This window comes from Leifsonia aquatica H1aii (assembly GCF_000633535.1).
Lineage (GTDB): Bacteria > Actinomycetota > Actinomycetes > Actinomycetales > Microbacteriaceae > Leifsonia > Leifsonia aquatica_A.
The window spans coordinates 278593-303071 of the sequence record NZ_AYMR01000009.1; the positions used below are offsets into that span (position 1 = coordinate 278593).

At 67.1% G+C, this 24479-nt stretch carries 49 protein-coding genes; 40 read left to right on the forward strand and 9 right to left on the reverse strand.

All coding sequences use genetic code 11. The annotated features are described in order from the left end of the window. Window positions 1–80: 80 nt before the first annotated feature. The 9 genes from U870_RS23115 to U870_RS0109780 form a co-directional block, all read right to left on the reverse strand. A complete protein-coding gene (locus U870_RS23115; protein WP_025157206.1) occupies window positions 81–332 on the reverse strand; it encodes a hypothetical protein in 252 nt (83 codons plus the stop codon). Further along, window positions 329–478, reverse strand: coding sequence for a YbjC family protein (locus tag U870_RS24350; protein ID WP_162819124.1), 150 nt, complete (start codon window positions 476–478; stop codon window positions 329–331). Before U870_RS24350 ends, U870_RS23115 begins: the two co-directional genes overlap by 4 nt. Further along, a complete protein-coding gene (locus U870_RS0109745; protein ID WP_025157207.1) occupies window positions 472–684 on the reverse strand; it encodes a hypothetical protein in 213 nt (70 codons plus the stop codon). The genes U870_RS24350 and U870_RS0109745 overlap by 7 nt, the downstream gene beginning before the upstream one ends. Continuing rightward, window positions 684–944: a hypothetical protein gene (locus U870_RS0109750; RefSeq protein ID WP_025157208.1), complete on the reverse strand. Its 261-nt coding sequence runs from the start codon at window positions 942–944 to the stop codon at window positions 684–686. Before U870_RS0109750 ends, U870_RS0109745 begins: the two co-directional genes overlap by 1 nt. Continuing rightward, on the reverse strand, window positions 941–1366 hold the full coding sequence (locus U870_RS0109755) for a DUF7574 domain-containing protein (RefSeq protein ID WP_025157209.1): 426 nt from the start codon (window positions 1364–1366) through the stop codon (window positions 941–943). Before U870_RS0109755 ends, U870_RS0109750 begins: the two co-directional genes overlap by 4 nt. Next, window positions 1363–1866, reverse strand: coding sequence for a hypothetical protein (locus U870_RS0109760; protein WP_025157210.1), 504 nt, complete (start codon window positions 1864–1866; stop codon window positions 1363–1365). The genes U870_RS0109755 and U870_RS0109760 overlap by 4 nt, the downstream gene beginning before the upstream one ends. Then, window positions 1866–2045: a hypothetical protein gene (locus U870_RS0109765; protein ID WP_025157211.1), complete on the reverse strand. Its 180-nt coding sequence runs from the start codon at window positions 2043–2045 to the stop codon at window positions 1866–1868. The genes U870_RS0109760 and U870_RS0109765 overlap by 1 nt, the downstream gene beginning before the upstream one ends. Further along, window positions 2042–2401 (reverse strand): hypothetical protein, encoded by a 360-nt coding sequence (locus U870_RS23120; protein WP_025157212.1) that lies wholly within the window; start codon window positions 2399–2401, stop codon window positions 2042–2044. Before U870_RS23120 ends, U870_RS0109765 begins: the two co-directional genes overlap by 4 nt. Before the next feature lie 112 nt (window positions 2402–2513). Beyond that, window positions 2514–3506: an SPFH domain-containing protein gene (locus tag U870_RS0109780; protein WP_025157213.1), complete on the reverse strand. Its 993-nt coding sequence runs from the start codon at window positions 3504–3506 to the stop codon at window positions 2514–2516. Between the two features lie 1459 nt (window positions 3507–4965). Here U870_RS0109780 and U870_RS0109785 point away from each other — a divergent pair. The 40 genes from U870_RS0109785 (at window position 4966) to U870_RS0109990 (ending at window position 24137) form a co-directional block, all read left to right on the forward strand. Continuing rightward, window positions 4966–5244 carry a hypothetical protein gene (locus tag U870_RS0109785; RefSeq protein WP_025157214.1) on the forward strand — a complete coding sequence of 93 codons (279 nt, stop codon included), beginning with the start codon at window positions 4966–4968 and terminating at the stop codon, window positions 5242–5244. A 141-nt stretch (window positions 5245–5385) separates the two neighbouring features. Next, window positions 5386–5754 carry a hypothetical protein gene (locus tag U870_RS0109795; RefSeq protein WP_025157215.1) on the forward strand — a complete coding sequence of 123 codons (369 nt, stop codon included), beginning with the start codon at window positions 5386–5388 and terminating at the stop codon, window positions 5752–5754. Between the two features lie 103 nt (window positions 5755–5857). Beyond that, complete coding sequence (locus U870_RS0109805) at window positions 5858–6235, forward strand: hypothetical protein (protein WP_025157216.1); 378 nt, start codon at window positions 5858–5860, stop codon at window positions 6233–6235. A 2-nt stretch (window positions 6236–6237) separates the two neighbouring features. Next, complete coding sequence (locus U870_RS0109810; RefSeq protein WP_025157217.1) at window positions 6238–6729, forward strand: hypothetical protein; 492 nt, start codon at window positions 6238–6240, stop codon at window positions 6727–6729. Between the two features lie 9 nt (window positions 6730–6738). Next, complete coding sequence (locus U870_RS0109815; protein WP_025157218.1) at window positions 6739–7515, forward strand: antirestriction protein ArdA; 777 nt, start codon at window positions 6739–6741, stop codon at window positions 7513–7515. Further along, window positions 7512–7781: a hypothetical protein gene (locus tag U870_RS0109820; protein WP_025157219.1), complete on the forward strand. Its 270-nt coding sequence runs from the start codon at window positions 7512–7514 to the stop codon at window positions 7779–7781. The genes U870_RS0109815 and U870_RS0109820 overlap by 4 nt, the downstream gene beginning before the upstream one ends. Next, a complete protein-coding gene (locus tag U870_RS0109825) occupies window positions 7778–8089 on the forward strand; it encodes a hypothetical protein (RefSeq protein WP_025157220.1) in 312 nt (103 codons plus the stop codon). Before U870_RS0109820 ends, U870_RS0109825 begins: the two co-directional genes overlap by 4 nt. Before the next feature lie 8 nt (window positions 8090–8097). Continuing rightward, window positions 8098–8565 carry a hypothetical protein gene (locus tag U870_RS0109830; protein ID WP_025157221.1) on the forward strand — a complete coding sequence of 156 codons (468 nt, stop codon included), beginning with the start codon at window positions 8098–8100 and terminating at the stop codon, window positions 8563–8565. Next, on the forward strand, window positions 8562–8852 hold the full coding sequence (locus tag U870_RS0109835; RefSeq protein ID WP_025157222.1) for a hypothetical protein: 291 nt from the start codon (window positions 8562–8564) through the stop codon (window positions 8850–8852). Before U870_RS0109830 ends, U870_RS0109835 begins: the two co-directional genes overlap by 4 nt. Before the next feature lie 395 nt (window positions 8853–9247). Continuing rightward, the gene (locus tag U870_RS0109840) at window positions 9248–9634 is read left to right on the forward strand and encodes a hypothetical protein (protein ID WP_025157223.1); all 387 of its coding nucleotides are present in this window, start codon (window positions 9248–9250) and stop codon (window positions 9632–9634) included. Next, entirely contained in the window at window positions 9631–9918 is a 288-nt protein-coding gene (locus U870_RS0109845) for a hypothetical protein (protein WP_025157224.1), read from the forward strand. The genes U870_RS0109840 and U870_RS0109845 overlap by 4 nt, the downstream gene beginning before the upstream one ends. After that, window positions 9915–10364 (forward strand): hypothetical protein, encoded by a 450-nt coding sequence (locus U870_RS0109850; protein WP_025157225.1) that lies wholly within the window; start codon window positions 9915–9917, stop codon window positions 10362–10364. Before U870_RS0109845 ends, U870_RS0109850 begins: the two co-directional genes overlap by 4 nt. Continuing rightward, entirely contained in the window at window positions 10361–10750 is a 390-nt protein-coding gene (locus U870_RS23125; RefSeq protein WP_025157226.1) for a hypothetical protein, read from the forward strand. Before U870_RS0109850 ends, U870_RS23125 begins: the two co-directional genes overlap by 4 nt. After that, window positions 10747–10893, forward strand: coding sequence for a hypothetical protein (locus U870_RS24355; protein ID WP_162819125.1), 147 nt, complete (start codon window positions 10747–10749; stop codon window positions 10891–10893). The genes U870_RS23125 and U870_RS24355 overlap by 4 nt, the downstream gene beginning before the upstream one ends. Next, the gene (locus tag U870_RS0109865) at window positions 10890–11399 is read left to right on the forward strand and encodes a hypothetical protein (RefSeq protein ID WP_025157227.1); all 510 of its coding nucleotides are present in this window, start codon (window positions 10890–10892) and stop codon (window positions 11397–11399) included. Before U870_RS24355 ends, U870_RS0109865 begins: the two co-directional genes overlap by 4 nt. Then, window positions 11399–11764 (forward strand): hypothetical protein, encoded by a 366-nt coding sequence (locus tag U870_RS0109870; RefSeq protein ID WP_025157228.1) that lies wholly within the window; start codon window positions 11399–11401, stop codon window positions 11762–11764. The genes U870_RS0109865 and U870_RS0109870 overlap by 1 nt, the downstream gene beginning before the upstream one ends. Beyond that, entirely contained in the window at window positions 11761–12444 is a 684-nt protein-coding gene (locus tag U870_RS0109875) for a hypothetical protein (RefSeq protein ID WP_025157229.1), read from the forward strand. The genes U870_RS0109870 and U870_RS0109875 overlap by 4 nt, the downstream gene beginning before the upstream one ends. Continuing rightward, window positions 12441–12791 (forward strand): hypothetical protein, encoded by a 351-nt coding sequence (locus tag U870_RS0109880; RefSeq protein WP_025157230.1) that lies wholly within the window; start codon window positions 12441–12443, stop codon window positions 12789–12791. The genes U870_RS0109875 and U870_RS0109880 overlap by 4 nt, the downstream gene beginning before the upstream one ends. After that, entirely contained in the window at window positions 12785–13204 is a 420-nt protein-coding gene (locus U870_RS0109885) for a hypothetical protein (RefSeq protein WP_025157231.1), read from the forward strand. The genes U870_RS0109880 and U870_RS0109885 overlap by 7 nt, the downstream gene beginning before the upstream one ends. Then, window positions 13201–13758, forward strand: a complete 558-nt coding sequence (locus U870_RS0109890) for a hypothetical protein (protein ID WP_025157232.1) — start codon at window positions 13201–13203, stop codon at window positions 13756–13758. Before U870_RS0109885 ends, U870_RS0109890 begins: the two co-directional genes overlap by 4 nt. A 59-nt stretch (window positions 13759–13817) precedes the next feature. Continuing rightward, complete coding sequence (locus U870_RS0109895; RefSeq protein WP_025157233.1) at window positions 13818–14111, forward strand: hypothetical protein; 294 nt, start codon at window positions 13818–13820, stop codon at window positions 14109–14111. Between the two features lies 1 nt (window position 14112). Continuing rightward, the gene (locus U870_RS0109900) at window positions 14113–14412 is read left to right on the forward strand and encodes a hypothetical protein (protein ID WP_025157234.1); all 300 of its coding nucleotides are present in this window, start codon (window positions 14113–14115) and stop codon (window positions 14410–14412) included. After that, window positions 14384–14752, forward strand: coding sequence for a hypothetical protein (locus tag U870_RS0109905; RefSeq protein ID WP_025157235.1), 369 nt, complete (start codon window positions 14384–14386; stop codon window positions 14750–14752). The genes U870_RS0109900 and U870_RS0109905 overlap by 29 nt, the downstream gene beginning before the upstream one ends. After that, window positions 14749–15051, forward strand: coding sequence for a hypothetical protein (locus U870_RS0109910; RefSeq protein ID WP_025157236.1), 303 nt, complete (start codon window positions 14749–14751; stop codon window positions 15049–15051). The genes U870_RS0109905 and U870_RS0109910 overlap by 4 nt, the downstream gene beginning before the upstream one ends. Next, a complete protein-coding gene (locus tag U870_RS0109915; RefSeq protein ID WP_025157237.1) occupies window positions 15048–15299 on the forward strand; it encodes a hypothetical protein in 252 nt (83 codons plus the stop codon). Before U870_RS0109910 ends, U870_RS0109915 begins: the two co-directional genes overlap by 4 nt. A 49-nt stretch (window positions 15300–15348) precedes the next feature. Further along, entirely contained in the window at window positions 15349–15921 is a 573-nt protein-coding gene (locus U870_RS0109920) for a hypothetical protein (RefSeq protein ID WP_025157238.1), read from the forward strand. Then, complete coding sequence (locus tag U870_RS0109925) at window positions 15918–16133, forward strand: hypothetical protein (protein ID WP_025157239.1); 216 nt, start codon at window positions 15918–15920, stop codon at window positions 16131–16133. The genes U870_RS0109920 and U870_RS0109925 overlap by 4 nt, the downstream gene beginning before the upstream one ends. A gap of 56 nt (window positions 16134–16189) precedes the next feature. After that, window positions 16190–16414 (forward strand): hypothetical protein, encoded by a 225-nt coding sequence (locus U870_RS0109930; RefSeq protein WP_025157240.1) that lies wholly within the window; start codon window positions 16190–16192, stop codon window positions 16412–16414. Next, window positions 16415–16537 carry a hypothetical protein gene (locus U870_RS25040; protein WP_275886601.1) on the forward strand — a complete coding sequence of 41 codons (123 nt, stop codon included), beginning with the start codon at window positions 16415–16417 and terminating at the stop codon, window positions 16535–16537. A gap of 54 nt (window positions 16538–16591) precedes the next feature. Continuing rightward, entirely contained in the window at window positions 16592–16873 is a 282-nt protein-coding gene (locus U870_RS0109940; protein ID WP_025157241.1) for a hypothetical protein, read from the forward strand. Further along, a complete protein-coding gene (locus U870_RS25045; RefSeq protein WP_275886602.1) occupies window positions 16866–16994 on the forward strand; it encodes a hypothetical protein in 129 nt (42 codons plus the stop codon). The genes U870_RS0109940 and U870_RS25045 overlap by 8 nt, the downstream gene beginning before the upstream one ends. Then, window positions 16987–17232: a DUF3039 domain-containing protein gene (locus U870_RS0109950; RefSeq protein WP_025157242.1), complete on the forward strand. Its 246-nt coding sequence runs from the start codon at window positions 16987–16989 to the stop codon at window positions 17230–17232. The genes U870_RS25045 and U870_RS0109950 overlap by 8 nt, the downstream gene beginning before the upstream one ends. Continuing rightward, window positions 17233–18801, forward strand: a complete 1569-nt coding sequence (locus tag U870_RS0109955; RefSeq protein WP_025157243.1) for an SNF2-related protein — start codon at window positions 17233–17235, stop codon at window positions 18799–18801. It begins immediately after the preceding gene. A gap of 22 nt (window positions 18802–18823) precedes the next feature. Continuing rightward, entirely contained in the window at window positions 18824–19480 is a 657-nt protein-coding gene (locus U870_RS0109960; protein WP_025157244.1) for a DUF2637 domain-containing protein, read from the forward strand. Then, window positions 19477–19710 (forward strand): hypothetical protein, encoded by a 234-nt coding sequence (locus U870_RS0109965; protein ID WP_025157245.1) that lies wholly within the window; start codon window positions 19477–19479, stop codon window positions 19708–19710. Before U870_RS0109960 ends, U870_RS0109965 begins: the two co-directional genes overlap by 4 nt. Before the next feature lie 158 nt (window positions 19711–19868). Beyond that, window positions 19869–20129, forward strand: a complete 261-nt coding sequence (locus U870_RS0109970; protein WP_025157246.1) for a hypothetical protein — start codon at window positions 19869–19871, stop codon at window positions 20127–20129. Window positions 20130–20173: 44 nt separating this feature from the next. Beyond that, the gene (locus U870_RS0109975; protein WP_162819126.1) at window positions 20174–20455 is read left to right on the forward strand and encodes a hypothetical protein; all 282 of its coding nucleotides are present in this window, start codon (window positions 20174–20176) and stop codon (window positions 20453–20455) included. A gap of 264 nt (window positions 20456–20719) precedes the next feature. Further along, window positions 20720–21748, forward strand: coding sequence for a hypothetical protein (locus tag U870_RS0109980; protein ID WP_162819127.1), 1029 nt, complete (start codon window positions 20720–20722; stop codon window positions 21746–21748). Further along, on the forward strand, window positions 21745–22620 hold the full coding sequence (locus tag U870_RS0109985) for a phosphoribosyltransferase family protein (RefSeq protein ID WP_162819128.1): 876 nt from the start codon (window positions 21745–21747) through the stop codon (window positions 22618–22620). Before U870_RS0109980 ends, U870_RS0109985 begins: the two co-directional genes overlap by 4 nt. Beyond that, a complete protein-coding gene (locus tag U870_RS0109990) occupies window positions 22617–24137 on the forward strand; it encodes a nicotinate phosphoribosyltransferase (RefSeq protein WP_240183669.1) in 1521 nt (506 codons plus the stop codon). The genes U870_RS0109985 and U870_RS0109990 overlap by 4 nt, the downstream gene beginning before the upstream one ends. Window positions 24138–24479: the final 342 nt, after the last annotated feature.

A 24479-nucleotide genomic window follows, 5' to 3' on the forward strand; every position in this document is an offset into this window, starting at 1 on the left:
GACGTCGGTGCCGGGGCGGAAGGGGAGCATGACGCGCCCGCAGTACCGGCAGCCGACGGGGAGCCTGGCGCCGGCGGGGATCACTCGTCGACGTGGCCGGCGGCGGCCTGGTTCAGCTCGTCGTGGATGGGCTGGTTCAGGAGCTGGCGGATGTGCTCGCTCTTGACGAGCTGCACGGTGCGGAAGTAGGTGCGGGCGTCGGCCTTGAGGCCGCGCTCCTGTGCGTACTTGTCGGCGAGGGCCTTGCGGGCCTGCTCGCGGGTCGAGGCGCCGGAGGCATAGACGGTGCGGCGGTCTGCGCGGTGGGCGGCGGCCTGGGCTTCGTTGTTCACGGGTTCTCCTTGCTGCGGGTTGTCGAGTTGGGGGTGGTGTCCCAGTCGCCGGGTCCGAATAGCTGGCAGATTCGCCAGACCCACCAGGCCGTGGCGAATGCGACGCCGGCGATGACGAAGCCGATGGCGAGGACTGCGGCTACCACCGGACCAGCTCCCAGACCCAGCCGCAGAGGGCGCAGGCTCCCCAGGCGATCACGGCGAGGAACCACGAGAGGAGGAGGTGGCGGCCGATGGTGAGCATGTTCTGGAACCACGTGAGCCACCCGAGCCACGAGAGGACGCCGCTGATCGATCCGACGAAGGTGGCGACGATGAGGAAGGTGATGAGGAGCGCGAGCGGCCAGTCCATCAGGCTGCCACCTCCTCGGTGCCGCTGAGGCGAGCGCGCACGGCGGCGATGAACGCCTCCTGGGTGACCCCGGCGCGATGGAGGGCGTCGTCGATAGGGTGGCCCCAGCGCGGGCTGCCGAGCGGGCGCTTGACGTCGAAGTCTTCGCCGAACTTGAGGTACTGGGCGAGGATCGCGCCGGCGTAGTCGCCGAGGGTGGCCTCGTCGTCGACCCTGTGCAGGGCGGGGTCGATCGGGAGGGCGAGGATGTCGGCGGTCACGCGGTCAGCTCCTTGGGGGCTGCGGCCGGGGTGGCCTCGGTGTCGGGGATTCGGGTGGCCTCGAAGATGACGATGGCCTCCTGGTAGTCGCGGATGGCGGCGAGGGCTCGAGCGCGCTCCTCAACCGTGAAGTCGGCATAGCGGCCGTCGACGCGGAGGTAGCCCTCGGCGGCGCGGAGCATGTCGGCGCGGGAGCCGTTGGAGAAGTCCTCGATACTGCTGGCGCTGTCGCCGAAGCCGTTGCAGGAGCAGCCGGAGTCCTCGAGCCAGAAGTAGCGGTCGCGGCTCGGGGAGTACCAGCCGGCGATGCCGGACCACTCGTAGCCACCGGTCTCCTCGTGGAAGACCTCCTGCCAGTCCTCGAAGCCGGAGCGGGCGACGTACGTGCCGGCCTCGTAGTCGTAGCGGTCGATGGCGCTCATGCGGTGGCCCCGAGGGTCTTGGCGGCCTCGAGGAGGTCGGTGAAGGTGTAGCCGTGCTCCTCGAGCACGTCTTCCAGCTCGCCGGTCCAGCCGGAGTTGCCGAAGGGGCGCTTGCCGGAGAAGCCCTCGTCCTCGTAGAGGACGGTCCAGAGCAGCTTGCCGAGGTACTCGCGGATCGACGAGGCGTTGGCGTCGTTCTCGTCCGGGTTCATGGGGAGGTCGAGGATCGGGTGCTTGTCGGCCACGGGGGACTCCTTCGTGTTCGGGGCGCCGTCGGGGACGGTCTGCCAGGCGGGGACGCAGCGCTGGACGGCGCTGGTGTAGAGGACGCCCTTGCGGCCGTATCGGCGGGCGCTGTTGAGGCGGTCGGTGCGCATGCCGCGGGCAGCGCCGAGCGTTCCGTAAGGGCCGTAGATGTCGGTCTCGACGGTGCCGTCCGGCAGGGTCTTGTAGATGACGGCGCGGAAGCTCTCGCCGTCGGCGGCTTGGCGGCGGGCCATCAGGCGTTCGCCTCTCGGACGAGCTGGTCGAGCCAGAGCTGGGCCTCGTCGAGCTTGGTGAAGACGAGCGCCTTCTCGCGCGAGACGGGGAGCTGGGCGACCTGGGCGCGCGCGGTGTTGAGGCCGCTGTGTGCGCGTTCGACGGCGGCCAGTTCGCGGCCGTTGAGAGCCACGGTCACTCGCCCGTCTGGGTGACGTCGATGGCCTCGGTGATGTTCGGGAACGTCGAGAGGAAGCCGTTGCGGTGGCCGTACGTCGTGAAGAGGTAGGCGTGGTGGGGCTGGATGCTGGCGTAGATGTCGGCGGAGTTGTAGCGGCCGAGGAAGGGCGCGTCCTCGACGTTGAGGATGCCGCAGTCGGAGGTGTAGACGCGGTAGACGCCGTTGCCGTCCTTGTCGATCGTGTGATCCTTGGAGTCGACATGGCACGCCTGGCCGTGGGTCACCTCGTCGGTGGTCGGGGCGCAACCGGCGAGAGTTGCGACGAGCGCGGCGCCGGCGAGGGCGACGGCTGCGATGCGGGTCCTGAGCTTCACGGGGTCTCCTAGTTGACGAGCAGGTACAGGGTGATGAGGTCGGCCAGGGCGAGTGCCCCGGCCACAGCCAGGAGGATCGAGTTGACCCTCCTGGCGCGGCGGGGGGTGGTCACTACTTGGCCGGCGTCTGGATCAGCGGGTTCGAGCCCTGGGGGACGACGAACACGGTGCCGGCCTTGAGGGCGTCGATGTAGTGCTGCTGCAGCACCTCGGGGGTCAGCGACTGCGTGAGGAGCTGGTTGGCCTTGGCGTCGGCCTCGGCCTTGGTGACGGCCTGCTGCGAGGAGACCTTGGCGGCGTCGAGCTTGGCCTGCTCCTTGGTGACGTCGATCTGAGCCTGCTGGGCGGCGGCGTAGCTGTCGGTGACCGCCTGGGGAGCGCGAATCTCCTGCAGCGAGATGCTGTCGACCGTGACGCCGGCCTTGGCCCAGCGGGTCTCGAGCGCGTTCTTGATCTTGGCCTCGACGTCGGCACGCTTGGTGAGCAGGTCGATCGTGGAGAAGGCGTTCGGCACCTCGCGGACGACGGCGCGGATGTCCTGCTCGATGAACGACTTCTTGAAGTTGTCCTCGGTCTTGAACTGCTTGTAGATGTCCGTGACGGCGGAGGCGACGACCGAGTAGCGGACGGCCACGTCGATGTTGGAGGTCACGCCGTCCTGGTCCTGGACGGTGATCTGGGGGCCGGCCGCCTGGCCGCCGTTGTTGTCGTTCTGGTTGCCGCTGGCGCCGGCGAAGACGATCTGCTGGGTGCCGGTGCTGAACGAGATGGTGTCGACCCACGGCGCCTTGGTGTGGAGGCCGGATTCGGTGGTGGAGCCGACGAGGTTGCCGGTCCAGTCCTTGAGCTGCACCGACTCGCGCGTCTCCTGCGTGTAGAAGAGCTGCGGGACGCTGGCGCCGAGCCCGCCGATGATGGCTGCGACGGTCAGGCCGAGGGCGACCCACTTGGCGACGGCGCTGGGGCCGTACTGGATGTAGTAGCGCTCCTCCGCCTTCTTCTGCCTGTGGATCGCCAGGGCCTTCTTGTAGGCGCGGGTGAGGGCGATGGTGACGACGATGCCGACCAGGCCCAGGATGAGCAAGATGAGTCCGAAAACGAACACGTATCCTCCAGGTGATTTAGCGGGCTATTTGCCCTCTGGAATCCCACTATGGGGCAAGTGCGGCACTAGTTCAAGAAATTTAGCGGGCAATTTTCGGCGGTCCCCGCGGGGAGCTGGAAGGAGTGGCCGGCGAGGGGTTTCGTCGAAGCGGTGCAACTGGGGCAATCGCACCGCTCGGGCGCCGGCGAGGCGCACACCCGCCCCCGGCCTTTCGCGCGCGTCCCCCTGTCTTAAAATCTGAGGGCTTTCAGGTGGTTCCCAGGTTCGCGTTCGCGGAAAAAAAGATTCGCTGTTTCTGGAGCGTGATCTATACCCCCCTCTGTGCGCGCGCGTGTGTGTTCTCTTTTCGATCATGGGGTGCATCAATCGTAAGTTGTTTCTTGATTCGGCTAGTGGTGTGTTAGTGTCTCTCTTGTCAGCGCGAAAGGCCCCCGGGCCGGAGGTGCTAGCGATCGAATCTTGAGAATTGAATATCGACCTAGCGGGGGAGCGATCCCCATACGCAATAGCTACAGGCGCTAACCAGAATCCGGCATGCGGGGATATGAAAGGGCAATGCGAGCAATCGCAGAGCTGCAAAGAATGCGCTTGAGAATCAGCAGACTGGACAGAGCACGCCCCCGGGCCGCTACTCACGTACTTGCATACTTAGTCGCCACGCTGAATCACTAGCTAAAGTGCAAAACAGATAGCGACCTGCTAGAGTCGGTATCACGCCGAACGGGGCAAACCGGGAAACCGGTCACACCCCGCGAGACGCATCAAGATACGCAAACGCGAAACCAGCAACGTGCGGGCTGCAACCCAATCCGACCTGGTTGAGCACCCGTCCTGGGCCACGGGCCTAGCCGAGACAGGGATTCACGTAGAGCGCCATGCGCACGGTTGTCCGTGCTCAGTCCGGTGGGCTTGACCCACACGGCCATGCTGCTCCACGCCCGAAATAGGCAGGGATGCGGAATCGCAACTTGGGAATTCAATAGTGGACTCTTAGCGCGCTAATGCCATAGCGCTCGCCCCTCGACACTGGGCGGCCTAGGCGCGTAGAGCATCATCCGATCGGCCATAGTGCCGCGCATCGGATCGCGCTTGGTAAGCGCGTGTCGTACTAGCTCGACCTGTGCGAGCAAGTAGCCGAACAACCTCTCAGCTACAGAGGCACCAGTACGAGTGTGCCTAGGCGGAATTGCAGCCCGTCACCCCACAGTGGAACCGACCGAACGCCCTCTCCTGGGCGTGCACACCAGCGGGTCGGGAACCGTGACAGGACCACGGAACGAATTGAGTACCAAGATTTGCACCACCCCTAGCGCTGTCAGCCCGGGTATCCATCCCCGGCATGCGAACCACGCCGCAGGGTCACGCGGCAGCCCCGTGCTCCCACTACAGGTGGGCGCGGTCAGACCGGGCACGGGGCACGCATCATCCACCATCCGCACACACCAGACAGGGGACCACCATGTCCAAATCCGCCACCCTCGACCGGCCCACCATCACCCACGCGATCGACACGGCGGGGCGCGACCTGGGTCCCGTGTCCAAGCGCACGGCCGAGTACCTGTACCTCGCCGACGGATCGCGCATCGCCCTCCACCGTGTGCAGAAGCTCGCGGCCACCCCCATGCCCACCCAGCAGAAGACCGTCCAGCCGGGCGTCACCCTGCACCAGTTCCCGGACGGCCAGTACCACGTGTCCACCACGGACCAGTGGCTCGCCGCCTGGGGTGAGGAGCTGTAGAACCATGCCCAACCGCGACCACAAGCGCACCCCCGAATCCAAGGCCCGCACCCGCCAGCGTCAGCAGGCCCGCGCCCTCAAGTACGGCAAGACCCGCAAGCTGCGCTAGATTAGCCAGCAATTCATCAACCGGAGGCATTCGTGACCGCACCCATCCTCAGCACCAAAGGCACGCCCATCACGTCCCGCGACGCTCTCGCCCAGTCGGCAGAGCGCGCCCGCCGCAGGCTCGCGGCCCACTCCCACGCCCCCGCCGGCGTCCTGTGGGACAGGCTCGCCGACCGCACCGACCTCGACCGAAAGCACGCCAAGAGCGTCGTGCTCTCGCCCGCGTACCACCTCGGCATCGCCCGTGCCTTCAACCGGGTCTCCCGCCACGCAGCGCTGCGCGGCACTCCCGGCGCGACCATCGGCAAGATCCTGCGCCCCTACGGCGAAGACGCCCGCGCCATCAGCCAGCTAATCCCGCAGGCGTACCGCGCCCCGCGCCCTCTGGAGGCCCGCGCATGAGCTGGCTCGACATCATCCGCGCCCTGCTCAACCGCGGCGCCTGCTGGTACGGCCAGCACACCACCCACTCGACGCGCTGCACCCTCAACTGAGAGGCACACCCATGCGCTACTTCGGAGTCCTCAACGGCTCGGCCCTCGCCCCGTCGGGCATCCATGACCGTGAGGCCGTGGTCGTGCTCGATTCGATCCGCCACGCAGAGGACCACCTCTCGTTCGCCCATGTTGGCGCGAACCTCGCCCTGCGCAGCCACGGCGGCAAGACGCTCGACGGCGAGTACCCCGGCGACATTCCCGGCGGAGTGGGAGACGGGTCTCGCATCACGCTCTTTCAGGTGCCCCGCAGCTCTGTCTACGAGACGGACGACATGGACGCGGGGGAGCTGTATGACCTGCTGCTCCGCTGCTACGGCCCGGACCTCCACCCGGACTACGAACTGACCGTCGGCCCCCGTGGGGGCGTCAAGATCGAGAGGCTCTGACCATGAGCACCCACGACAAGAACTGCGCCATGAGCGGGGCCGAACTCCGCCATGCCACCGACTCTGCACTGGAGACCCTCGCCTGGTCCGAGCACACAGGCTGCGACGCCCGCTCCACCTCGCTCGGCGGCGGCTTCATCTGCTACCAGTGTGGCTACCACTGCGAGTGCATCGTCTGCCGCGGTGGCAGCGACGACCGCGAACCCCTGCCCGAGTTCCTCGACGGCCTGGACTTCGACCAGTGGGCACCCGACGCGATCGAGAAGATGAGCGCCGAACTGTCGGACTTCATCGAGTCCAACTCCGCCGACCTCGACGGGCTCGACTACGGGCAGATCGCCCACGACTTCATCCTCACCCGCAACGCCTCCGGCATCGGCTTCTGGGACCGCGGCTTGGGGGAGCGTGGCACCCGCCTCACTGCCGCCACCAAGCCCTACGGCGAGATTCACGCCTGGGCCAACCACGAGACCCGCACCCTCGACTTCGAGTAGGAGACCACCGTGACCACCGAAGACACCACCCCCGACGACGGCCGCAGCGTCGTCGCCTACGACAACCTCGACCGTGCGCTCACCATCTGGGGAGCCACGTTCTACGACCAGACCTGGACCGCCCAGGAGAAGCGTTACCTGCTCGATGAGGCCGAGGCTGGCTTCGACGCCACGAACGAAGACCCCGACGGCTTCCGAGTCTGGGTCTCCACCTTCGGCCTCTACAACGCCGGGAGTCTCGCGGGCTACTGGGTCGCCGCCGAGCACGCCCCGACCACCGTGCCCGAGTTCATCGCTGGCATGGTCATCCGCAACCACAGCGTCGGCAAGAGCTTCCTGCAGAACGTGGGGGAGGAGCTGAACTGCTTCGACATCGAGAACAGCCCCGTCGACGCCGAGATGCACCCGAGCGCCGCGAAGGCATGGGCAGAGGCCATCAACGCGACCATCGCTGACCAGGGCGATCAGGTCACCACCTCGCTCATTGTCACCTTCATCCGCGACCACACCGGGGGCATCTGGCCCGACGACCTCACCAGCACCTTCGACGACCGCTTCCACGGCTTCTGGGAAGACGGCATCGCCTCCTGGTGGGTTGAGAACGTCTGGGAGACCTGGGTCGCCGAGTACAAGCAGCTCGCCGAGCACTCCTACCCGCGAGTCACGCTCCCCGACTGGCTGGAGTACGCCGCATGGGGGATCGCCAAGAGCCAGGCCGAGGACTACCGCCTCTCCGGGTGGGCCGAGATTCACACCAACGACGGTGTGGCGGTGTTCAGCGAGTGACCATCCCCATCACCGCCGATCACCTCCGCCAAGCCGCACTCCGCTCGATCAAGTCCCCGCCCAACCCGCAGAGCGGCAAGCGAGAGGGCGACCCGCTGCCCATCCTCGTCAACGCCAACAACGCGCCGAGCCTCTACGGCATGGTCGAGAGCATCACGGGGGAGCTTCCCCCCGACGCCCCGAGCTACCAGCCCGAACCTCTCGCCGCCTACCTGCGCTCGATGCTGCGCCGGTGGGCCATGAAGCACGAACAGGAGAACCCGTGACCACCATCCCCACCTTCCCCGAGCACGCCATGACCGCGGGGGAGCGCAGGGCTCTGCGCACCCAGGCCGACCTCGAGCGCCAGGCCAACCTCGTCACCCGCATCAGCGCCGCCACGCTCGGCATCACCACCGAGCCCACCCGCAAGCGCAAGCCCGCCGGCGAGTACCGCAAGCGCATCCGCCGGCGCCGCGTGCACGCCGCCCTCTACCTCACCAAGCAGCTCGTCATCGGCTGCATCCAGGGCTTCATCGCCGCCATGTTCGCCATCGGCCTCGCCACCACCGTCGTCGCCATCCTCACCCACTAGGAGACCCCATGACCAACCGCATCGATGACACGGCCACCGCCGAATACACCGTCACCGTCCCCACCACCGTCAGCCGAGCCACCCTGGAGGAAATCCTCGACGGCCTCGGCTTCGACTGGTACTGGGCCTACGAGGTCACCCACCACGACGACCTGACCGACGTCGAGCGCACCGAGGGCCTCGCCTTCAAGGTCGGCTACTGGGACGACGGCGAGCAGTGGCAGCCCAGCAACGCACCCCGCGACGGCGCGATCTTCACCCACAAGTACGGCATCGTCGAGTACCACGAGGTCAAGGTCACCTGGCAGCAGCTCGCAGACGGCCTCGCCCTCATCGCCTCTGGCAAGCTCGCCAACGTCGAGCTGACCAAGGCCGCGTCCACCTACCTCCACGCCCCCAACGAGGCCGACGGCGACTTCTGGCTCGCCGACGTCGTGGTGCAGGCCGCCGCCTTCGGAAAGCTGGTGTTCGGATGACCCTCACCGCACCCGCCGCCACGGCACACCACCCGTCGACCCTCCACAAGGTCCACGCGGCAGGCGACGCCAGCCGCAACCGCGTCGTCATCCGCGACGACGAGACCCACGAGGAGAAGCTCCAGCTCACCCCCTCGGCAGCCGAGAAGCTCATCCGCGACCTGCAAGGCGCGCTCGCCCTGCTCGACGTCTTCGCCCGCGCTCGATCGCAGCACGCCGGAGACCTCTACGAGGCCATGCGCGACGCCAACGAGCACGACCCGGAGCACGACCCGAACGTCCCCTGACTCGAATCTGGGAGGGGTTCGCAGACACCCGTCGCGGACCCCTCCCCGCATTTACCAGCTATCTCACTATGTAGCTAATATATTCATATAGTTAGTTGTATTAAGAGCATAGAGATAGTGTCACTACAACTCCCTGGTCAGGCCCCATTTCGCCCGCCCCGGAAAATCAACAACAACGGTCACATAGCGGGCTAATTCGCACTACATCGTGGACATACGCTATAAAGAAGCTGCACGCATCTTCATCAGGGTGCATAGCGGATCGATATAGCGCATGTCGGCGATATAGCGGGAAATCCGCAGCAATGTGACCGGTATAGCCGATCCTGAACTTAGCTGGCTATTCGAACATCAACCCCTCACGAACACTCGAACATTCATTCGATTGGAGCATCATGACGAACACCGCGGAGAGAGAGACGCACGCCGATGCGAGCGCACCTGTGACCCTTCCGGCGCGGAAGTTCTTCGCGCTCGGCACCGAGGACCTGCTGGGCGGCGAGCACATCGGCCGGGTCATCTACCTCGAGCACTTCATGCGGATCGACCGGTTCGGCAGCCGCAACAGCAAGGAGCTGCGCGTCCGCAGCAAGACCCACATCGGGACCGTCGCGGCGGTCGTCGAGCACCGCGGCACCCGTGAGTACGGCGACATCGAGAGCCTGCGCCAGGCCGACAACTCGGACTTCCCCGACTACCACGTCGAGGTCATCTTCGCCGACGGCACCCACATCTTCATCCACGAGCGGGACACCGCGAACGTCACGGTGGTCGAGGCGTGAGCGTCCTCGAAGTCGGCGACGGCAACCGCGCCGACACCGTGCGCATCGCCGACACCCGATGGGACAGCAACGGCACGCAGTTCGTGACGGTCAGGGAGATGATCGGCGGCTACAACTCCTGGACGGGTGGCCGCAAGGTCGCCCTCCGAGCGATGCGAGCCACCGCCCGTCGCGCCATCCACTACCCGGAGAAGACCCGCAGCGCACGCCTGGTGCGCGAGCACCACGACGGCGCTCAGGTCTACGCCACCTTCGCCGTCAGCCGCCTGGAGCCGACCCGATGAGCGCCGAACCGAAGAGCGCCGACCAGATCGCGAAGGAGCTGGGCGACCAGCGATTCGTCAGCGACGGCACGACGATGTACGGCGGCCTCACCGACAACACCCGCCGCATCGTGCGGGTCGCCGCCCGGTCGGCAGCACGCCGGGCGCTTGAGTCCGCCGCGCTCCTCGCCGAGCAGCGGGGCATGACCGAGTACGGCCTCCCCGAGGCGATCCGTGCGCTCAAGCAGCCCACCGAGGGCGCGGTCGTCGAGGTCTGGTCCGCCCACACGTACGGCGGCTACTCGTGCGCCGTCGTCAGCGGGGACTGGGATACGGCAGAGAAGGCAGCGCGGTCATTCGCGGAGGCTCGCCTCGGCGCACCTGTGACCGTTGAGCGAAGCCACATCGGCCTTTCCGAGGGAATCGCCATCCACTACTTCACGATCAAGGAGACCGCCGGAGCATGACCCAGCACACCATCACCATCGACCGAGACCGAGCCATCGAGCTGATGGAGAGGGCCGTCGCCGAGAAGGGCGCGGACTACGTCTACGACCTCTCCGACGAGTACGGCACCGGCATCGCATGCTTCTACGTCCGCGGCGGCAAGCCCTCGTGCATCGTCGGCCACGCTCTGCACTACGCCGGTGTGGACATCGAGACCCTCGTCGAGCTGGACAGCCCTGCCGGCTACTCGTCCACCAGCATCGAGTCGATCATCGAGAACGACCGAGTGCCCGGCCTCTCCTTCACGGCCGAAGCGCGCGCCGCCCTCCGCACGGCCCAGTCAGCTCAGGATCTCCGAGAGACCTGGGGCCACTCGCTCGACCTGGCGAAGGAGGCGTCGCAGTGAACCCCGACCCGATCGCCATGGACATCTGGGAGTCCATCCACCGCAAGGAGCGGGAGCGCAAGGAGCGCCACCGCCGCGAGCTGCACCAGCGCGCCGTCGCCCGACGCCGCATCGAGAAGAAGAACAGGAGGCACCACCGATGACCACCACTGCAACCGAGCTGCTCGACCACATCCGCTCCGCCGCCAACGGCCTGCTGGAGAACGACAACGACGAGACCTGGGGCGGCTTCACCTGTGGCGAGCTGGACCCGCTGCTCGACCTGCTCCGCTTCGCCGGGATGGAGGGCGAGGCTGCCGCCATCGAGCAGATGCACGCCGCTGGAGACGACGACCCGTGCGACCGGCACCACGGTCTCTACCTGGCGATCACGCAGCAGGGCTGGGGCTGGTACGGCGTCGGCGACTTCGAGGAGCGCCCCGAGCTGCTCGCCGAGATGCGCAAGATCATCGACGACTGGGACCCGGACGCCGACCAGACGACCGACCCCGAGCCGTGGCTCTACACCGCGCCGAACTACCCCGAGGGGCACCGCCTCCACGGCCGCCGCGTCCCCACCCCCACCACCCACGTCGGCCCGCGCTATCACGCCCCGGAGTGGAAGCCCCGCACCGAGGACGAGCTGCGCGCCGAGGGGGTGCTTGCCTGATGGCTACGACTGACGACGCCTACTTCGACCTCCGCCTCCAGGTGCAGGTCACGCTCGACGAGGGCGAGCCCGCCGACCGCGAGAAGCTCTACGAAGCAGTCAAGGAGCTGGTCGTGGACGCGAACCCGCTCAGCCTGGAGACGTACGACCCCGAGGGCGAGGGCTGCGAGTACAGCATCGACGTCTGGGAACTCGAAGAGCGGAAGGTCCCCGAGGAGCAGCTCCGTGAGCTGGCCGATCTGGCCGAGGCCCACGCGAACGCTCTCGACGAGAACTGGGAGCACGGCGACCTCGCCGGGGCCGTCCGCGACGCCATCGGGGACCTCCGGGTGATCGCCGCCACGCTGCGCGGGGAGGACGCATGACCGGCTACACCAGCGGCAAGACGACGCACGACCCGTTCCCCTGGGTCGGAGAGCCGGGCCACGCGAACACCCCCAACCGCTACGGATTCCGCGAGACGGGCGAGGGCGCACCGTTCTGGGATGACGTGCGTTTCGACCCTCGCCCCGAGTACGACAACCACAACCCGATCCTCGTCGCCTTCCGCGAGTACGCCGCGCTCGACAACTTCGGCCACGTCAGCCACCTCATCGTTCATCAGGTGCGCGAGCACCTCATCGTCGGCGTGGCGCGGGCCGGCTTCTACGAGGGATTCCTCGCCGTCGAGCGCGCTCGCCAGAACAGTAGCGCAGAGCAGCTCGAACACGCCCGCCGCGTCATCGACCCGCTCTGGCGGTTCACCTACCCGGACGACGGCTACGAGGAGCCCGCCCCCGAGGAGAACTTCTGGGACGACCGCACCACGCCGCTCGCCTACAGCGAGGGCGACAGCAAGCGGGACACCCTGGCGCGCCGCAAGGACATCGCCGGGCAGCTCCTTCCAGAGCGCTACCGCTTCCACTGGGACACCTGGAACGACGAGCTTGATCTGGTCTGCATCGAGCACGGCAACGTGCGCCACCTCAACACCGGCGGCGAGGAGGACTCCCTGCGGGCGGTCGTCGAGAGCGCGCTCGAGCACGAAGTGCAGGCCCACTGGTGACCGGCTTCACGAGCGGGAAGGGCTCCAAGGACCCCGAGCCGTACGTCGGAATCCCCACCCCCGGCGGCGAGGGCATCCGGCTCGAACGGCCGCCGGTCACCGAGGGCTGGGAGGTCTTCCTGGACCCTCGCCCCGAGTACGACAACCACAACCCGGTGCTCGTCGAGCTGCGCTGGGACATCAGCGTGATCGGCGACCCGCGCTGGGCCGTCAAGAACCAGCTCGACGCACTGGCCTGGGGTGAGTGGAACACGCAGGCCACCTGGGAGCAACGCCAGCACGCCCGCCGCGTGCTGGAGAAGCTCGAAGCCTTCTACGCCGAGACCAAGGAGCAGACGACATGGTGAACGACACCGACACCGACACCGAGCCCGAGACCCCGCTCGACGAGCTGTGGGCGGACATCGAAGACCTCCGCAACATGATCGGCGACAACGAGCACCCTGACGACTACGTGTCGGAGCGCGAGGACCTCGCCGAGCTGGAGAAGGAGTGGGAGCGCCGCACGACTCCCTCCCAGCGCGCCGCCATGGAGGGGGAGGGCGGCATGTTCGTGCCACGCATCGAGGACGGCCACGTTCTCTTCCGCGACGAGGACGGCAACGAAATCGCCATCGAAATCAGCGCCGGATGGTCGAGCCTCACGCCCGGCCTGCCCATCGTCCAGATCGACACCACGACCGACCTCGGGCCGAACGAGCCGGAGGTTCGCATCTTCCTCAACGACAGCACCATCCACCAGCCCAAGGAGAACGCATGAGCGACATGTGGACCAGCATCAACCTCGACGACTTTGAGGTCCGCCCGATCGCCGAGTGGCCCGCGCAGGACGCCCTCAGCATCTTCGACCGCGGGGCGGCGCAGGAGTTCCTCGACGACGGGGACGAGCTGCGCGACTACATCGTGCGGGCCATGTCCGACACGCTGGAGGCCGACGTCGTGTTCTTCGAGTTCAACGACAACGGCGACAATCTGTACGCGGCCGGCGGCAGCAACTACGAGACCGACAGCGGGAAGACGCTCGCCTGCGAGCTGACCGAGGTCACCACTGGGACTGCCCGCATCCGTGAGGAGTGGACGGGCATGGACCCGAACACCACCGAAACCGTCTACCGCGACGGCAAGGAGGTCGAGGAGGAGGGGGTCACGAGCGTCGAAGTGCCGAAGAACCTCCCGGAGCTGGTCGCCGCCGGACGCAAGGCCCTGGCCGACAAGGTGCTCGTGGTCAACGAGACCGGCAAGCCCCACGTCTACCCCGTCAGCGACGCGCTCCAGGCCCTCGTCGACGCGCTCGACCCGCAGGGAGCCCAGTGAAGCTCACCTGCCACCACATCACTCACCGCACCACCCCGCAGGACTAGGAGGTCTGCACCATGACGAACGACAGCCCGACCGTGAAGGCGGTCATCCACCTCGAGCACAACGACCCGCACGACCGCGCGCCGTGGCCCATCGGCATCGACGAGAACAAGCGCGTCACCAGCGGGCTCGGCCCCGACGACGGCGCGAGCCTGATCGGCTTCGGGCCGGCCGGGTCGTACGACGTCACGGTGTTCGCCGAGGCGGCTCTCGCCAACCCCGAGTCCGTCGTCGGCCTCGTCGCGACCTTCGGCAACGGCGGCATGTTCTCCTGGAACGTGCCCGTCGCCCGGCTGGAGGTCCGTTGACATGGCCGGGGAGTCGGTCATGCTGATGGGCCGCGCAGACGTGACCCCCGAGTTCATGCCCCAGTGGGGCGTGCGCTTCGAAGACCCGATCGCCGAGCAGCTCCTGGAGCGCGGAGATGCGACGCCCGTCGCTCCGGTCTGCGTCCACGTCTACCGTCAGACGGACGGCGCCATCGTCGTCCAGATCGACCACGAGCCGCTCGACAACGCCGACGCCCGCATCCGCGTCAACGTCAACGACGGCACCATCTTCGACCAGAACATCGAGACGGGTGAGTACTACGGCACCGACCCTGAATAGCCCGCAGACCGAGCGCATCACCGTCTACTCGTACCGGCCGATCCCCGGCCTCGCCACCATCGGGGGGTTCGAGTTTGCCCGGGAGGGCACGCTTGAAGAGGCCGGGGTCATCACCCAGTACGGGCTTGACACCGACGTCTGGCATCACGACTGGGTGCAGACGCACGACCGCCGACTCCTCAGCATCGACGCACCCGCCGGCATGACCGACGACGCCGTGCGCAGCTACATCCACCACCGCCACCTCGACGACATCGAGGCCGGTGTCCACGACGACACCGACGACTGCATCGGCCACCAGCTCCACACGGCCGCCATCACGGAAGGACACCGCCCATGAGCCTCGACGGCTACTGGAAGAAGTACGACGAGACCCTCGCCCGCGTCAAGGACGAGAAGCCCGACACGTTCGACAAGCTCAAGGTCATCCTGGACGACTTCGAGCCGCCGTCGAGCGGCGAGGCGTTCTTCCCGGGCGGCGCCGACGAGAACCTCGGCGAGGCCCTCGGGGAGTCCGGCTGGGACGTGCGGTGGATCGAGGGCGACTACCTCTGGACCGCGCTGCACCCCGAGACCAAGGAGGAGCTGCACTACGTCGAGGGTGACCTCTATCGCGGGCGCTGGCTGCCCGTCCGATGAGCTACGCCACCAAGGCCCACCCCAAGCTGGTCACACTCGACGAGGAGGTGCGTCGCCGCCACCGCGAGATGGATGGCGACCACTTCCCCGACCGCCCCGCCTACGGCCGCCCCGGCGGCACGAGCGTCGCCAAGTGGGCGTGCGGCAACGAGGAGTGCGACTACTGGACCGGGTACGCGACCCGTGCCAAGGCGAACCGCATGATCCTGCAGCACTGCGACGCCAAGAACACCTCACCGCGAATTTAGCCAGCAAAATCGTGTACGCTGTTCCCATTCCAACACTCAAGGAGACCCCGTGAGGAAGCTCACACCCGAAGCCGAGGCCGCCGTCGAGCTGGCCGGCAAGAAGTGGCTCAAGCACAAGACCGCCCGCGAGACGCTCGAGGCGACGATCGCCAAGCGCGTCAAGACGGAGCTGGAGAGCGAAATGCTGGCTATCCGGCTGGAGTTCGCGACCGCCGCCCAGGCGGCGCTCGACGCCGGCGCGACCAAGATGGCTCTGCGCCGCGTCAGCAGCAAGAACCCCGGCACGCTCGAGGACTACCTCCTGCTGCTCGCCCCAGCCGAGACGCCCGAGACCGAAGCCGAAGCACAGGCCGCCGCGGTCGACGTCCAGATCGAGTGGATCGCTGGTGACCTGCTCATCAAGCTCGACCCGCAGCAGATCGCCGAGACCGACATCGACCGGCTCGATCCCGAGCTGTGGAGCGGCCTCTACGAGACGTTCCACCGAGTCGAAGACGACTCCTGGTTCATCGACCCGACGCCGATGGTCCCCGCCATCCACGGAGTCACCCAGTGGCTCTTCGCGGACACCGCCAACCACGACCGCGTGGTCGCCTGGGTGAAGGCGAACCCGAAGCCGTGAGCATCTTCGAGAGCGAGCACGCCTACAAGAAGCCCGGCCTGACCCTCGCCGAGTCGCTCGGGCTGGACATCCCCGACAACGCACCCGGCGGGCAGCCCCTCCGATCGCCGAATGGCACGGGGCTCAACCGGCTCTCGGAGCGCGCCCGCCGCGCCTCCGCGATCATGGAGAGCGGCTTCTACGACCTGGACGCCTACCAGAGGAGCGCGTAGTGACGGCCGCTCAAGACCGCTGGAGGCTCAAACCCTGGTACTGCGGAATCTGCTGCGTGAAGAGCACGCAGGGCCACCGCAAGCGCCACGAGGCTTCCGCCTCCCACCGCCGACTCGCCGCTCTCGACTACGGCGCGCCGGTGCCCCCGGCGGTGAAGCAGTCGGATCAGGACTTCGCCGACTTCATCGCCCTCTTCCGCCCGCAGCGGCTCACCGGCTACGAGCTGGAGCTGTACCTGCGAGCCAAGACCCCTGACCACTTCGAGATGGAGGCCGCGTAGATGGACTTCGATGACATCGACGACAGCGCGTACGACGCCTGGCTGGACGAGCAGGCTGACAAGTACGGACTCGACCCCGAGCCCGAATACGACCGCAGCGCCGAGATGGCCTGGCGCGAATAGCCCGCAAACGAGAGGGGGATCGCCGTGACGATGGCGACAGTAGAATCTGTCCTCATGGACAAGGAACAGGCGATCGACGAGGCCGGCCGAGTGTGGCGCAACAGCGTGGCGGAGCTGCCGGCCCTCAAGAAGCGCATCCGCGCCGAAGCCGAGGCGCGCATCGCCGAGGAGACCGAGGCCCGCCGCAAGGAGGCCGCCATCGCCATCCAGTTCGCTCTCGACGCTGGGGCCTCCAAGGCCGCACTGCGCCGGGTCACCACCAAGGACTACCGCGACTTCGAGGGCTACGTCGAGCTGGCCCAGCAGGTCACCGCTGAGGGGGCCGTCAGTGAGTGACCCGAAGGGCATGTCCCAGCAGGAGCTGGACGACTACCTCGATGAGCTGGTGAAGCACGGCAAGGAAGACACGCCTGAGTTCGCTCGGGCCTACAACGAATGGGAGAGGCGAGATGCCTGACCTCCTGGAGCGCGCCGACGAGGACACGCGCACCATCGACACCGAGGGCGGCGACCACGACCGCTTCGCGCACTACTACCGCAAGACCGACATCGAGCGGGCCTTCTTCGAGGGCGCGACGATCCAGGCGGCGTGCGGCAAGTGGGACTGCCCGACACGCGACTTCCAGAAGTACCCGGTCTGCCCGGAGTGCAAGGAGCTGTTCGACGCCGCGCCGGACGAGAACCCGGAGGCGTAGGTGGCGAGAGCGAAGAAGCCCACCCCGGTCCCGCGTCGCCTCGAGCCGCGCGAGGACCAGGCGTGGAAGATCGAGCGAGTTCTCAACGAGCCCACACAGGCCGCCCTCATCGCCGACGACATGGGCAAGGGCAAGACGCTCATGGGCACGGAAATCGTGCTGCGCTCGGACTGGAAGCGCACCCTCATCGTCGGCATCCGCGACACCGGCAAGCAGTGGGCCGAGTCCTTCTTCAACCAGTCCGGCGGCGCCGTCGAGGTCAAGCTGATGAACTCGAAGACCGTCGACGGCGAGAAGAACTGGGACGACTTCATGGCCGGGAAGCCGGGCGTGTACTTCGCGGGCATCCAGTGGCTCGTCAGCAAGGACTGGGAGGTCGTCACCGAGCTGGACGAACACGACCAGCCGATCAAGGTGCAGGACAAGAAGACGGGGGAGTGGAAGGACAAGACGTTCTCCCAGCACACCGAGTTCATCGGCCGCCGCCTCAACACGAAGGGCCGCCACATCGACGCGGTGATCTTCGACGAGGTGCACAAGATGCAGAACCGGAAGTCGCAGACCTCACGCACCATCTACTCGATCAAGTCCGACTGGCGCATCGGCCTGTCCGGCACGTTCGCCGGCAACAGCTTCACCGGCGCGTGGCGCGTCTGCAAGTGGCTGTGGCCCAAGCTGATCGACGGCTCCTTCGTGCGCTGGAAGGGCGTGTGGTGCAAGACCGAGCCGATCACTCGCAAGGATGGCTCGATCATCAAGAGCGACAACCCCTACGCCGACAACGAGAAGGTCGTGGGGGAGAAGCAGGAGGGCGCGTTCGTGAAGACGCTGCCCTGCTACATCCGCGACGAGCCGGACCCCGTGCCGGCTCCGCGCATCCTCACGGTCCAGCTCACCGAGCGGCAGCGCGAGCAGTACGAATCGCTGCAGGAGACGTCAATGGCGTGGCTGGACGCCCACACGCCGTTCGGGAAGGAGCCGCTGATCGCGGACCTGCCGATCACTCAGCGGCAGCGCCTCCGCACGGCGACGCTCGGCGAGATGCGCTTCCTCGAGGACGGGCGGATCGGCTTCGATCCGATGTGCGAGAGCGCCAAGCTCAACGTCACCAAGCACATCGTCGACAACATCTGGGCCAACATGCCCATCGTCATCGGCGCGGTCTCGATCGAGTTCGTGATGATGGCCGCCGAGCGCTTCCGCAAGTTCGGGTACGGCGCGGTCGAGTGGCACGGCAAGAAGTCGTCGAACGAGCGCGCGAAGGTCAAGGAGGCGTTCATCGCCCGCGATCCCGCCGCCCGCTACCTCTTCTGCACGATCCCCTCGATCGGCACTGGAACCGACGGCCTGCAGCGGGCCTGCTCCAAGATGATCTGGCTCGAGGAGAGCGAGAACAACCTCGAGAATGCGCAGTTCGTGAAGCGCTGCGCCCGGCCCGGGATGACGCTCGACTATGGGCCGTTCGAACACGTCAAGCTCCTCGCCGACGGCACCATCGACTTCGGCATCATGTACCGCCACGACGCCAACCAGGCGTCGATCAACGCCTCAATGCGCCGGGCTGCTTAGCCCGCTATCTGGAAGGAGAACCATGAGCAGCGCCACCGCAACGCTCACCCCGGTCGTCGCGCCGTCGACCGCCACTGCGTCCCCGACGCCGATCACCCTGGCCCCTGAGCCGACCACGCCGCCGGCGACCCGCCGCGCGGCCAAGAAGAAGCCCGCCCCCGGCCGGACGGCACTCGAGCGAGCCGAGCGCGCCGTGCGCCTCGAGCAGCTCCGACGCGAGCAGGTCGACGAGTCCAAGAAGTTCCGCCGCTTCTCGGCCCAGCACATCTTCGTGCTCGTCACGCTCCTCGTGCTCGCCGCGTTCATGGCGGCCGCGTCGTTCCTCACCAGCTTCACCGGTCTCTACGGTGCCGCCTCGTGGGCGATCGGCGACGAGAACCCTTGGCTCAAGGCCGCCGCGCCGCTGATGTACGACGGCGCGATCATCGCCTTCACCGTGAAGCTCTTCATGGACAAGGAGGAGGGTGAGAAGGTGCTCTGGACCTGGGTCTGGATCGCCGTGCTCGCCTCGATCAGCTCGGTCGTGAACATCTTCCACACGGTCGGCGTCTCGACGGCCACCAACTTCCCTCAGCTCATCGTCGGATGCGTCATCTCGGGCTCCGCGCCGTTCCTGCTCGCGCTCGTCGTCGACGTCGCCGCCAGCAAGGTGTTTCGGAAGCCCGAGGCGAGAACGTGAGCGCCACCGCGCGCCGCGCCCGCCGCCTCGACAAGCGCCTCCTGCGCAGCATCGACCATCGCCTCGCGACGGCGCGAACCAACAAGCTTCGCCACATCGACATGGGGCACTCGCGGTTGAGCGAGAAGGAGCAGACGCGAATCGCCCAGCTCGAGGCCGAGCGTCGAGCCGTGCTGGAGCGACTAAATCCACCGAGAGTGCCGGATTCCACGGCCGACTGGGCGGGGTGAAGTCATCCGCCTGAGACTGTCCTTCGAGCTGCGCATCGAGCGCAGCCCGACCGCAACACCGGAGGAGGCCCCCGACCCACAGGGGGCCGAGTCTGTGACTGAGCGGGCACCGAGCCCGCGATACGTCGGTTTCCAGATTGAAGAGGAAGGCTACCCACTTGACCGACGATGAAGCCATCGACCTGATCGAGGGCTACGAGGACTGGCGGAAGAAGCGCGCCAGCTCCGAGCCTGACCTGTCCGCCCGCGCCTACCTCGAGGAGCGGCAGGCAGGCAGGCGGCTCGAGCGCATCGAGTCGCTCGAGACCACCGTACGATCCGCCGCCGGCTACACCTCGAAGATCGTCGAGGGGTACGCCGACGTGGTTCCGCTGCACCTGGTGCAGACGGTCCACGACGTCCTGACCCGGGAGCCCTGATGGGTGCCGGTACGGGGGTCGCGAGGCGAAAGGCCCGCGACTACGTGAGGAACGAGGCAGACCGGGAGTTCCAGCAGGCACACGAGGAGAGCGTCGACTTGAAGTGCCGGAAGCCCGGAGCTTGGAGGTACTACATCGGCTTCAAGCCGAGCCAGCGGCCCACCGCGGAGGGCGCGAAGCGCCTCTGCGCTGGTGTGGCCGGCGTCTCCGAGTCCTGCCCGCTGCTCGAAGCGTGTCGGGCCTTCGCCCACAATCTGCCGCCCGGAGTGGCGGACGGAGTGTGGGGCGGCCAGGTCTGGATCGACGGCGTTCTGCAGGCTGAATGAAATTAGTGGGCAATTGCCCCTTGCGTTAGCCCGCTAAACGGCATACCTTGATAGTCACAGGCAGTCACACAATGACCGCCCCGACCGGAGAGGAGGACCCGTGTTCTGGCAAAACTCGCGTAGGAGGTGAGTTGCTCCCCAGTGAACCCAATCGAACTGAGGAGCGACCACCATCAGAAGGCGCAGAAGGAATCGGCCGGGCGAGGCAGCTCTCCCTACGAGCTGCCTCCCCGGCCCCACCCATTAGAACAGGAGTTTCACCGCGTGTCACACGACGACATGACCGAAGACGAGATGAGGGACCTGATGGTCCTGGCGCTCAACCCGACCACCGAGCGCGACCTCCAGATCGAGGTCGGCGCATCCAACCTGTCCAACCCGTGCGAGCGGTGCCAGGCATTCGAGCTGGTCGGCGTCGACCGCAGCGACCCGATCCTCGACAACGCCTGGGGCGGCCGAGTGATCGGCACCGCCATCCACAAGCACGCCCAGGGCAACCTCGACAAGGCGGCCGAGACCGCCAACCAGTTCGGCGACGACCTGGCGAAGCTCGGCTGGATGTACCCGGGCATGGCACCCGAGAAGCCGGTGTGCCTCGGTGAGCTTCTGCCCGGCCGCACCATCACCTCGACTACCGACCTCTGGCTCCCCAGCCGTCGCACCGTCGCCGACATCAAGAACACCGACCTGCGCCACCTCGCCTACTTCCGCGACGCGCTCTCGATCATGCGCGGCGATGGCCCCATCTTCGGGCGCGACCACGAGTTCGTCGTGGTCTACGAGCTGACCACCGTCAAGTCCGGCCCGAGCAAGGGTCAGGAGGTCTACCGCAAGGCCAGCAAGGGCGTCTCCGAGCGCGCCTACGCCGAAGGCATCGCCATGGCGCAGTACAAGATCACCCAGTACCTCCGCCAGCTCCACCTCTACGGGTACGCCCTCGAGCTGGGCGGCGAGACGGTCAAGCTGCTCTTCATCAACTTCGTGGCCCGCGACTCCGCCATGACCGTCGACAACATCGGAACAGCCCGCTATTTCGAGGTCAACGCGCCCCGCGGCATCTCCGCCCACCGCTTCGTCTACAGCCGCGACTACGCCGCAGGCATCTGGAAGGAGGCGCAGGCCAAGGCCAAGGCGCTCGACGACGGCAGCAAGGAGCCGCTCGACTACATGGCACACCCGCTGTGCCTCGTCTGCTCCAGCGAGGAGACCCGCCTCTCCCGCGCGTCGGTCACGGTCGAGGCCCCGACCATCACCGCGGTCGATGAGTGGGCTGTCCCGGCGGTGGCCGCGTGATCGAACTCAGGACAATCATCGGGACGGGCTTCGTCACGACTCCGACGTTCGAGGCGATGCGCTTCCCGGCAGGGGAGTCGCACGTCAAGATCGCTAACGAGAACGCCGGCAAGGGGTCGCTCACCGAGGTGGCGCGGCTCTACGGTCACGACCCGGCCGACCTGTTCACCTTGGCGATGTGGGCGGACGCCGTGCACCAGCGTGGTTCTCGCGCCGTCGCCCAGATTCCCTACCTGCCGGGCGCCCGCGCCGACCGCGGGCTCCCGTTCGGAGCCAAGGTCTACGCGAAGTTCCTCAACGAGCTGCAGCTCGACAAGGTGGTCGCCGTCGACGTGCATTCGCCCGTCATGGAGAACCTCGTCGAGCGGCTCGCCGTCGTCGACTCTGCCCCCATCATCCGCCGGCAGGTCGTCGGACGCCCCGACCGCGACGAGCACGCCCAGCGCCACACCGGCATCATCGCCCCCGACAAGGGAGCGCGCCGCCGTGCCGAAGCGGTCGCCGCCATCTGTGGGCTCCCGGTCTATCAAGCCGAGAAGCACCGCGACGAGGCCACCGGCAAGCTCTCCGGCTTCTCATGCGAGCCTCTTCCCGAGGACGGCAAGTTCCTCGTCGTCGACGACATTTGCGACGGCGGCGGGACCTTCATGGGGCTCGCTGCCGCCACCGGGGTGCCCAGAGAGCGACTCGACCTCTGGGTGACGCATGGCGTCTTCACCGGCGCCGCACCCGCCCTGCGCCACCGCTTCGGCCACCTCTGGACCACCGACTCGTTCTCGAGCCCGCTGCTCAAGGAGGACTGGCTGCCGGTCCCCGCCAACTTCCTCACCCGCATCTCCCTCGCCCCCTACATGAACGGAGCCCTTCTGTGAGCGCCATTGCGCCCCTCCTCGAGACCGACGCCTACAAGCTCGACCACCGGCGGCAGTACCCCGCCGGGACCAGCAGGGTGTACTCGAACTTCACCAACCGCGGCAGCCGCATCCCCGGTGTGACGCACGTCGTCCACTTCGGCCTGCAGGCGTTCCTGCAGCGCTACCTCATGGACGGCTTCAAGGCGTTCTTCGCCGCCGACGAGGACGCTGTGGCCCTGGCCTACGAGCGCGCCGTCGCGTCGATCCTCGGCCCGAACGACGTCGGCTCCGACCATATCCGCGCACTCCACCAGCTCGGTCACATCCCGCTCCGCTTCGCCGCGGTGCCCGAGGGCACGCCTGTCCCGCTGCGCGTCCCGTCGTTCACCGTCGAGAACACCCACCCGGACTTCTTCTGGCTCACCAACTACATCGAGACCGTGCTCAGCGCGTCCGTGTGGGGGCCGTCGACGAGCGCCACGATCGCCCGCGAGTACCGCAAGGTGCTCGACGACGCGGCCGAGCGCACGGGTGGCAGCAAGGAGGCGGTGGACTTCCAGCTCCACGACTTCTCCTACCGCGGGATGCCCGGCACCGAGGCGGCAGCCGCATCCGGCGCCGGCCACCTCCTGAGCTTCAAGGGCAGCGACTCCCTCGCCTCCCTCGAGTGGATCGACACCTACTACGGCGACAACCCGTGGCGCACGGACCTCTACCCGTCGCACACCGGCCTGCCGAACGGCCTCATCCTCGGCAGCGTGCCGGCCACTGAGCACAGCGTGATGTGCGCTGGCGGACAGGACGACGAGGAAGAGACGTACGAGCGCCTGCTCGAGCTGTACCCCAGCGGCATCGTCTCGATCGTCTCCGACACCTGGGACCTCTGGCACGTCGTCATGAGTATCCTCCCGCGGCTCCGCCACGACATCATGCAGCGCGACGGCAAGGTTGTGATCCGCCCCGACTCCGGCGATCCCGCGGACATCATCTGCGGCACGCGGCGCACGAAGCGCGGCTACAACGACGCGGCGGGCACCCCAGAAGAGGCCGGCCTGATCGAGCTGCTGTGGGAGATTTTCGGCGGTACGACGGTCAAGGGCCTCAAGGTGCTGGACCCGCACATCGGTGCGATCTACGGCGACAGCATCACCATCGACCGGGCGCGCGACATCATCGAGCGTCTCGAGGCGAAGGGATTCGCGCCGAGCAACATTGTCTTCGGTGTCGGCTCGTACACCTACCAGTACGTCACCCGCGACACCTTCGGGTCCGCGATCAAGGCGACGTACGTCGTGGTGGATGGCGAGGGTCGCAACATCCAGAAGGCGCCCAAGACCGACAACGGCCTCAAGAAGAGCGCCACGGGCCGCCTGGCGGTGGTGCGCTCCAACGGCGAGCTGACGCTTATCCAGGAGGCTTCGCCGGCCCTGGAGGCCGTCTCGGAGCTGCAGCCGGTCTGGGAGGACGGGCAGTTCATCACCTACCAGTCCTTCGCCGACGTGCGGCGCCAGCTCGCGCTCTCGACGGATGGCTAGGAAGCACTACACCGGCGACTGCCCCCGCTGCGGCCAGTCGACCAAGGACCGGACGTGCCCTGTGTGCACAGATTGCCGGCAAACCATGAGCGCACTCGAGTTGGACGCCTGGCGATGACCACTCGAGACGCCCTGCCCCAGCCGGGGGACCCGGAGTACGGATTCCGGTGCCCCCGGGTGTCGGGCAGCCTGCACCATGCCCAACACGCAAGTCATCGAGTGCATCAGTCCCTACTGCGACTGGATCGGCGGCTCGCCCTGAGCTTGACCACAACATCTTGTGGTGCTGTATGGTCGCCAGCAGACCAACTTGAAATTGCTGGCTAAATCGCTATCGTCAAA

Excerpts from the sequence above, each read along its gene's own strand:
- U870_RS0109745 (WP_025157207.1), bottom strand. The coding sequence starts at position 684 with ATGGACTGGCCGCTCGCGCTCCTCATCACCTTCCTCATCGTCGCCACC.
- U870_RS0109755 (WP_025157209.1), bottom strand. The coding sequence starts at position 1,366 with ATGAGCGCCATCGACCGCTACGACTACGAGGCCGGCACGTACGTCGCC.
- U870_RS0109760 (WP_025157210.1), bottom strand. The coding sequence starts at position 1,866 with ATGGCCCGCCGCCAAGCCGCCGACGGCGAGAGCTTCCGCGCCGTCATC.
- U870_RS0109785 (WP_025157214.1), top strand. The coding sequence starts at position 4,966 with ATGTCCAAATCCGCCACCCTCGACCGGCCCACCATCACCCACGCGATC.
- U870_RS0109805 (WP_025157216.1), top strand. The coding sequence starts at position 5,858 with ATGCGCTACTTCGGAGTCCTCAACGGCTCGGCCCTCGCCCCGTCGGGC.
- U870_RS0109810 (WP_025157217.1), top strand. The coding sequence starts at position 6,238 with ATGAGCACCCACGACAAGAACTGCGCCATGAGCGGGGCCGAACTCCGC.
- U870_RS0109830 (WP_025157221.1), top strand. The coding sequence starts at position 8,098 with ATGACCAACCGCATCGATGACACGGCCACCGCCGAATACACCGTCACC.
- U870_RS0109835 (WP_025157222.1), top strand. The coding sequence starts at position 8,562 with ATGACCCTCACCGCACCCGCCGCCACGGCACACCACCCGTCGACCCTC.
- U870_RS0109840 (WP_025157223.1), top strand. The coding sequence starts at position 9,248 with ATGACGAACACCGCGGAGAGAGAGACGCACGCCGATGCGAGCGCACCT.
- U870_RS0109850 (WP_025157225.1), top strand. The coding sequence starts at position 9,915 with ATGAGCGCCGAACCGAAGAGCGCCGACCAGATCGCGAAGGAGCTGGGC.
- U870_RS23125 (WP_025157226.1), top strand. The coding sequence starts at position 10,361 with ATGACCCAGCACACCATCACCATCGACCGAGACCGAGCCATCGAGCTG.
- U870_RS0109865 (WP_025157227.1), top strand. The coding sequence starts at position 10,890 with ATGACCACCACTGCAACCGAGCTGCTCGACCACATCCGCTCCGCCGCC.
- U870_RS0109870 (WP_025157228.1), top strand. The coding sequence starts at position 11,399 with ATGGCTACGACTGACGACGCCTACTTCGACCTCCGCCTCCAGGTGCAG.
- U870_RS0109875 (WP_025157229.1), top strand. The coding sequence starts at position 11,761 with ATGACCGGCTACACCAGCGGCAAGACGACGCACGACCCGTTCCCCTGG.
- U870_RS0109885 (WP_025157231.1), top strand. The coding sequence starts at position 12,785 with ATGGTGAACGACACCGACACCGACACCGAGCCCGAGACCCCGCTCGAC.
- U870_RS0109890 (WP_025157232.1), top strand. The coding sequence starts at position 13,201 with ATGAGCGACATGTGGACCAGCATCAACCTCGACGACTTTGAGGTCCGC.
- U870_RS0109895 (WP_025157233.1), top strand. The coding sequence starts at position 13,818 with ATGACGAACGACAGCCCGACCGTGAAGGCGGTCATCCACCTCGAGCAC.
- U870_RS0109900 (WP_025157234.1), top strand. The coding sequence starts at position 14,113 with ATGGCCGGGGAGTCGGTCATGCTGATGGGCCGCGCAGACGTGACCCCC.
- U870_RS0109910 (WP_025157236.1), top strand. The coding sequence starts at position 14,749 with ATGAGCCTCGACGGCTACTGGAAGAAGTACGACGAGACCCTCGCCCGC.
- U870_RS0109915 (WP_025157237.1), top strand. The coding sequence starts at position 15,048 with ATGAGCTACGCCACCAAGGCCCACCCCAAGCTGGTCACACTCGACGAG.
- U870_RS25040 (WP_275886601.1), top strand. The coding sequence starts at position 16,415 with ATGGACTTCGATGACATCGACGACAGCGCGTACGACGCCTGGCTGGAC.
- U870_RS0109940 (WP_025157241.1), top strand. The coding sequence starts at position 16,592 with ATGGACAAGGAACAGGCGATCGACGAGGCCGGCCGAGTGTGGCGCAAC.
- U870_RS0109950 (WP_025157242.1), top strand. The coding sequence starts at position 16,987 with ATGCCTGACCTCCTGGAGCGCGCCGACGAGGACACGCGCACCATCGAC.
- U870_RS0109960 (WP_025157244.1), top strand. The coding sequence starts at position 18,824 with ATGAGCAGCGCCACCGCAACGCTCACCCCGGTCGTCGCGCCGTCGACC.